Here is a 6,218-nt window from a genome sequence, read left to right on the forward strand (position 1 = left end):
ACCATTGTGCAGTGACAAAATGACAGTTAGATTACTCGAAAATGACAATTTTATGACTTTGCCGATAGTGCTGAATTTGGATTATTGGTCACTATCCAGCTCGGCGCGAAAGTAAACCAAAAACACGAGCCTTCGCCCACTGTGCTTTCTATGTGCAACTGAGAATCGTGGCGCGAAAGCACATGCTTGGTAATAGCCAGACCCAGGCCTGAACCGCCGGTTTTGCGGCTGCGAGCCTTATCAACGCGATAAAAGCGTTCGGTCAAACGATTAAGATGCTCAGGTGCTATGCCCTCGCCGTTGTCGTTAACGCTAAAGTGGGCATAACCATCCTTACGCTGCCAGCGCACGGTGATTTCACCGCCTTCCGGGGTGTAATGCACGGCATTGAAAACCAAGTTCGAAAACGCACTTCGTAATTCATCGGCGGCACCGAGAATATCGAGATCTGCATCCACCTCAAAGATCAACTTGTGCTGTTTGTCCTGATTGAGCGACTGCGCCTCGGTATGAATAATTTCCAGCATCTGTGGTACATGCACCGGCTTATCATTGTCATGTTTACGCGCCCCTTCGATGCGGGACAAAGACAACAGCTGATTGACCAGCGAGTCCATGCGTTGACACTGCTCTATCATGGTGCCATGCGCCTTATTCCACATCGCTGGCGGCGGCATATTGTCGCTATCCATCATTTCCAGATAACCGGTTACCACGGTCAGCGGCGTACGTAGCTCATGGGAAACGTTGGCGACAAAGTCTTTGCGCATCTGCTCAAGCTGTTTTAAACGGGTAATATCGCGCACCACCATCATGATCTGCGACTGAGCATAAGGCATCACCCGGAACTCCAGCACCTGCTCACCATTGTGGGCTATGTCCAGCTCCAGGGCTTCCTCATAGTCGCCATCGGCCATATAGCTGCTGAATTTAGGGTGGCGGATCAGGTTGTCGATGCGCTGGCCATGATCGGTAGGCCATTGCAGTCCTAATAATCGCAGCGCCAATTGGTTACACCAGCCTATGCTGAGATCTCGCTGCAGCACGATAACCGCATCGGGCACAGCCTCCGCACCTTCGCGAAAACGGCGAATTAAGTCGGCCAGTTCATTGCGCTTTTTGCGATTGCGTTGTTGCAGATGGTAGATCCCTTCGAAGACCTGCTCCCAGGCCCCCTCTCCCTCGGGGGGATTAAAGCTACGCTGGTTTATCAACCAGTCGCTGAGACGATACAGTTGGCGATAATGCCATAACAAGAGGGTAAAGGCGCCGAGGAAGAGAAGCAAAAAAGGCGCGCCTACAAGCACGCCTATCAGCACCAATGGTAAAAAATACATAAACAAACGCTTGGTTAGGGTTCGTTTATTAACTACTCGATACATAAAATATCTCTGCTTTATGCCTGGCTAGGCATAAACCCACTCATCCATGAAAGTAATTGATGGCAGGCTAAACCTTACTTGAAAAACGATAACCGGCGCCACGTACGGTCTGTACTAAACGATCATGACCCTTAGGTGAGATGGCTTTACGTAAGCGACGAATATGCACATCCACTGTTCTGTCTTCCACATACACGTTTGTGCCCCACACATGATCCAGTAACTGTTCGCGACTGTACACGCGCTCAGGATGGGTCATAAAGAAGTGCAATAAACGGAACTCGGTAGGACCCATATCCAATTCACTGCCCTGCGAGGTAACGCGGTGTGAAATAGGATCCAGACGTAGGCCATGTACCTCAATGGCCTCTTCCAAAGAAGTAGGCGCCACGCGGCGGATCACGGCTTTAATACGTGCCATTAACTCTTTTGGTGAGAACGGCTTGGTTACATAATCGTCGGCACCAACCTCAAGACCACGAACCTTGTCTTCTTCTTCACCACGAGCGGTCAGCATTATAATGGGGATCTGACGGGTATGCTCATTTTGCTTAAACTTTTTGGCAATTTGAATACCACTGCCACCGGGAAGCATCCAATCCAGTAGCACCATATCTGGGTAAGGCTCAACCATGGCCGCTATCGCAGAGTCGTAATCTTCAGCTTCGATAGCCTGAAAACCATTCTGTTCTAATACAAACACCAGCATCTCGCGGATGGGTGCTTCATCATCAACAACAAGAACTTTACGTGACATTCCATTTATCTCTAATCAGTTTTATTGGACTGATGTCATTATTATGACTTTTTGTGACAGTTTTATGAAAGACTACACCCATAACGGGGATCTCGCAAAAATCCTTTTGATCAGCAGGGATCAGCGTTTTACTAAGCGACCTTGGCAGGATCAGATTTGTACTAAGCAGGCCATGAGGGATCAATATTTTACTAATTGATCCCGACCGGGATCAGTTTTATACCAAGTATGGCTAAGCCCTCTTCAACTAACCGACTGATAATTGTTCACTTCTTAATCAGGGTTTGCGGCCCTTAGCGGGCAATAGGTAAGATATTGATCCGAAAACATCGTTGGGTTGATAAAAATCTGATCCCAAAGATCGATTCTTGATAAAAGACTGATCCAAAAAAGCCCCGTGAAATACGAGGCTTTTTATCTGGCTAAGTCGCTAAAATTATTTAATTTTAGGGCTTAGCTCACCGCTTAGGTAACGCAGGTGCATGTCATCAAGCGAGATAGGCTTGATCTTGCTTGCCTGACCGGCAGTACCGAAGGCTTCATAACGCGCTACACAGATCTCTGTCATCGCCTTAGTTGCTTCAGCAAGGAACTTACGAGGATCGAAGTTCGCAGGGTTCTGCGCCAGGTGACGACGAACGGCACCGGTTGACGCCAAACGTAGATCCGTGTCGATGTTTACCTTACGTACACCGTGCTTGATACCTTCAACGATCTGCTCTACCGGCACACCGTAAGTTTCAGGGATTTCACCGCCGAACTCGTTGATCACAGCTAGCCACTCTTGTGGTACCGATGACGAACCGTGCATTACCAGGTGCGTATCAGGAATACGGCTGTGGATTTCTTTGATGCGATCGATAGCAAGAATATCGCCCGTTGGTGGACGAGTAAACTTGTAGGCACCGTGCGAAGTACCACAGGCGATTGCCAGGGCATCAACACCGGTTTTAGCAACGAAGTCCGCCGCTTCTTCTGGGTCTGTAAGTAGCTGATCGTGAGATAGTTTACCTACCGCACCGATACCATCTTCTTCACCCGCTTCACCGGTTTCAAGTGAACCTAGAACACCTAGCTCCCCCTCAACAGAAACACCACAAGCGTGGGCCATTTCTACTGTGCGACGAGTTACGTCTACGTTGTACTCATAAGATGAAGGCGTTTTACCATCGTCAAGCAATGAGCCATCCATCATGACCGATGAGAAGCCAAGCTGGATAGAACGCTGACATACCGCCGGTGAAGTACCGTGGTCTTGGTGCATTACTACCGGGATGTGTGGCCACTCTTCGATTGCCGCCAAAATCATATGACGAATAAAAGGGGCACCTGCGTATGCACGCGCGCCGGCAGAACCTTGCACAATAACCGGGCTGTTTGTTTTGTCGGCCGCTTCCATGATGGCACGCATTTGCTCTTGGTTATTTACATTGAAGGCTGGTACGCCGTAACCAAATTCCGCCGCATGGTCGAGAAGTTGACGCATACTGATCAAAGCCATTTCGCTTATCTCCAATTTTTGATAGCACCAGACTATCGGGTTTTTTGAACGGGATGATGTTTGAATTATTTCAAACAAGAGCCTATTGGCTCCAAACACAAGGCCGGCAAAAGTGAGAGGCCGGCCTTATAGTATTTTATTGCTTTGCTCGCTCTTCTAGCATAGCAACCGCAGGTAGTTTTTTCCCTTCCAGGAACTCCAAGAAGGCACCACCACCGGTAGAGATGTATGAAATCTTATCAGCCACATGATATTTATCAATGGCAGCTAAGGTGTCACCACCACCGGCAATCGAGAAGGCATCCGACTCGGCAATGGCTTTAGCTATGCTTTGTGTGCCGTTACCAAATTGGTCAAACTCGAATACGCCAACCGGGCCATTCCATACGATAGTGCCGGCTTTAGCAATGATCTCACCAAGCTCTTTCGCCGTGTCCGGGCCAATATCGAAGATCATGTCTTCGTCGGTTACTTCCTGCACGTCTTTAAGCTGGGCTACCGCCGACTCAGAGAATTCGCTACCAACAACCACATCAACAGGCACCGGAATGTCGCCGCCGTTAGCACGGGCTTTCTCGGTCAGCTTTTGCGCTTCGCCGATAAGGTCCTGCTCGTATAAAGACTTACCTACCGGGTGACCGGCCGCTGCGATAAAGGTGTTAGCGATACCGCCACCGGTAACCAGTTGGTCAACCACGTTTGATAGTGAATCAAGCACGGTTAGCTTGGTTGATACCTTAGAGCCACCAACAATGGCAACCAAAGGACGTCTTGGGTTATCAAGGGCTTTGCCTAGCGCGTCTAGTTCCGCAGCAAGCAAAGGACCGGCACAGGCTACAGGAGCATGCATGCCGACACCATGAGTTGAAGCCTGAGCGCGGTGCGCGGTACCGAAGGCATCCATTACATAGACGTCACACAAGGCGGCTAGTTGCTTCGCCAGCGCTTCGTCGTTAGCTTTTTCGCCCGGATTAAAACGTACGTTCTCGAATACCACAACTTCGTTGTCAGCAACTTCTACGCCGTTTAGGTAATCTTTCGCTAAACGTACATCTTGTGACAGCTTGTCGTTCAGGTAATCAACCACAGGAGCCAGTGAGAATGCATCGTCATATTGACCTTCTGTAGGACGGCCTAGGTGCGACATAATCATCACCTTAGCGCCCTTGTCTAACGCCAATTGAATGGTCGGCAAAGCGGCACGCAAACGCGCATCAGAACTTACCTTACCATCTTTAATAGGCACGTTTAGATCTTCACGGATCAATACGCGTTTGCCTGCTAAATCTAAATCCGCCATCTTAATGACCGACATTCTCATCTCCTTAGTTATACGTTTTATACAAAGTTAGATGCTTATTGTTGCATCCACGCAGCCGAGGTATCGAGCATTCGATGAGCGAACCCCCACTCGTTGTCACACCATACTAATAGTTTTATCAAACGTTTATGACTAACCCGTGTCTGTGTACCGTCGATGATACAAGAATGTGCATCATGATTAAAATCGACCGACACCAGAGGTTCTTCGGTATAGTCTAAAATGCCCGCAAGACGCCCGTGTACCGCCTTGGCAATGGCCTGGTTAACATCACTAAGCGAAACATCGCTGTTGACGGTTACGCTCAGGTCCATGGCGGTCACATTAATGGTTGGCACGCGCACAGCAATGGCCTCAAAGCGGCCATGGAATTTAGGTAAAATGCGCTCTATGCCACGCGCTAATTTAGTATCCACCGGAATTATAGACTGACTTGCGGCACGGGTGCGGCGCAAATCATCATGATAAGCATCGATGACCTGCTGATCGTGCATGGAAGCATGTATGGTGGTAATGGCGCCAGACTCGATACCAAAAGCATCGTCAAGCACCTGGATCACAGGGACAATACAGTTGGTGGTACAAGAGCCATTGGAAACAATTGTCTGCTGAGCGTTTAATTCGTGGTCGTTAATGCCAAAGACTATGGTGGCATCAACATCGGCATCGGCGGGCTGCGAAAACAGCACCTTTTTGGCGCCGGCCTGCAAATGTTTTTGCGCATCTAGGCGAGAGTGGTACACCCCGGTACACTCAAGTACGATATCAACCTCGTGCTCTTGCCAAGGCAAGGCGCTGGCATCTTGCTCACAGTACAAGGCAATGCTGTCGCCATCAACGATCAAGGCCTGCTCGCCTAGCTCCACGGGAAAGGCAAAACGCCCATGGGCGGTATCATATTTGAGTAAATGAGCTATACCTTCTGGCTTGGCTAACTCGTTGATTGCAACAATTTCAAATTCGTTGCGGCGTCCGCTCTCATATAAAGCACGTAAAATATTACGGCCGATGCGGCCAAAGCCATTAATTGCCAGCTTAATTGCCATAACTACAGACTACCGCCTTGAAAAGTTGCCTATATGCAGGTCTTAAAAGAATGGCCGCTATTGTAATAGACATGGGGCTCAAGTGTAAGGGGGGGAGTATAAATAAAAACCGCCGAGCCCCTTAGGGTCTGTTGACCTTTGTTGTTTGTTTCTGCAGCAGTTTGCAGTGAATTTATACAAGGCGGCACATGTGTGGTGTAGTTATTCTACA

The 6,218-nt window shown here is 48.9% G+C and carries 5 protein-coding genes; all 5 read right to left on the bottom strand.

Annotated features, from left to right (window positions below; all coding sequences use genetic code 11):
- Positions 1 to 50 precede the first annotated feature (50 nt).
- On the bottom strand, positions 51 to 1,382 hold the full coding sequence (phoR, locus tag C2M24_RS03795; protein WP_105213363.1) for a phosphate regulon sensor histidine kinase PhoR: 1,332 nt from the start codon (positions 1,380 to 1,382) through the stop codon (positions 51 to 53).
- Between the two features lie 67 nt (positions 1,383 to 1,449).
- Entirely contained in the window at positions 1,450 to 2,139 is a 690-nt protein-coding gene (gene phoB / locus C2M24_RS03800; RefSeq protein ID WP_105199479.1) for a phosphate regulon transcriptional regulator PhoB, read from the bottom strand.
- A gap of 436 nt (positions 2,140 to 2,575) precedes the next feature.
- The gene (gene fba / locus C2M24_RS03805; protein WP_105213364.1) at positions 2,576 to 3,640 is read right to left on the bottom strand and encodes a class II fructose-bisphosphate aldolase; all 1,065 of its coding nucleotides are present in this window, start codon (positions 3,638 to 3,640) and stop codon (positions 2,576 to 2,578) included.
- 136 nt (positions 3,641 to 3,776) lie between these two features.
- Positions 3,777 to 4,955 (bottom strand): phosphoglycerate kinase, encoded by a 1,179-nt coding sequence (locus C2M24_RS03810; RefSeq protein ID WP_105199477.1) that lies wholly within the window; start codon positions 4,953 to 4,955, stop codon positions 3,777 to 3,779.
- A 41-nt stretch (positions 4,956 to 4,996) separates the two neighbouring features.
- Entirely contained in the window at positions 4,997 to 6,007 is a 1,011-nt protein-coding gene (gene epd, locus C2M24_RS03815) for an erythrose-4-phosphate dehydrogenase (RefSeq protein WP_105213365.1), read from the bottom strand.
- Positions 6,008 to 6,218: the final 211 nt, after the last annotated feature.

It is taken from the genome of Pseudoalteromonas sp. T1lg22 (assembly GCF_002964645.1).
In the GTDB taxonomy this organism is placed as follows: Bacteria; Pseudomonadota; Gammaproteobacteria; order Enterobacterales; family Alteromonadaceae; genus Pseudoalteromonas.

Bases quoted from the DNA above. Each gene is read 5' to 3' on its own strand.
- phoR (WP_105213363.1), bottom strand. From the start codon at position 1,382: ATGTATCGAGTAGTTAATAAACGAACCCTAACCAAGCGTTTGTTTATG.
- phoB (WP_105199479.1), bottom strand. From the start codon at position 2,139: ATGTCACGTAAAGTTCTTGTTGTTGATGATGAAGCACCCATCCGCGAG.
- fba (WP_105213364.1), bottom strand. From the start codon at position 3,640: ATGGCTTTGATCAGTATGCGTCAACTTCTCGACCATGCGGCGGAATTT.
- C2M24_RS03810 (WP_105199477.1), bottom strand. From the start codon at position 4,955: ATGTCGGTCATTAAGATGGCGGATTTAGATTTAGCAGGCAAACGCGTA.
- epd (WP_105213365.1), bottom strand. From the start codon at position 6,007: ATGGCAATTAAGCTGGCAATTAATGGCTTTGGCCGCATCGGCCGTAAT.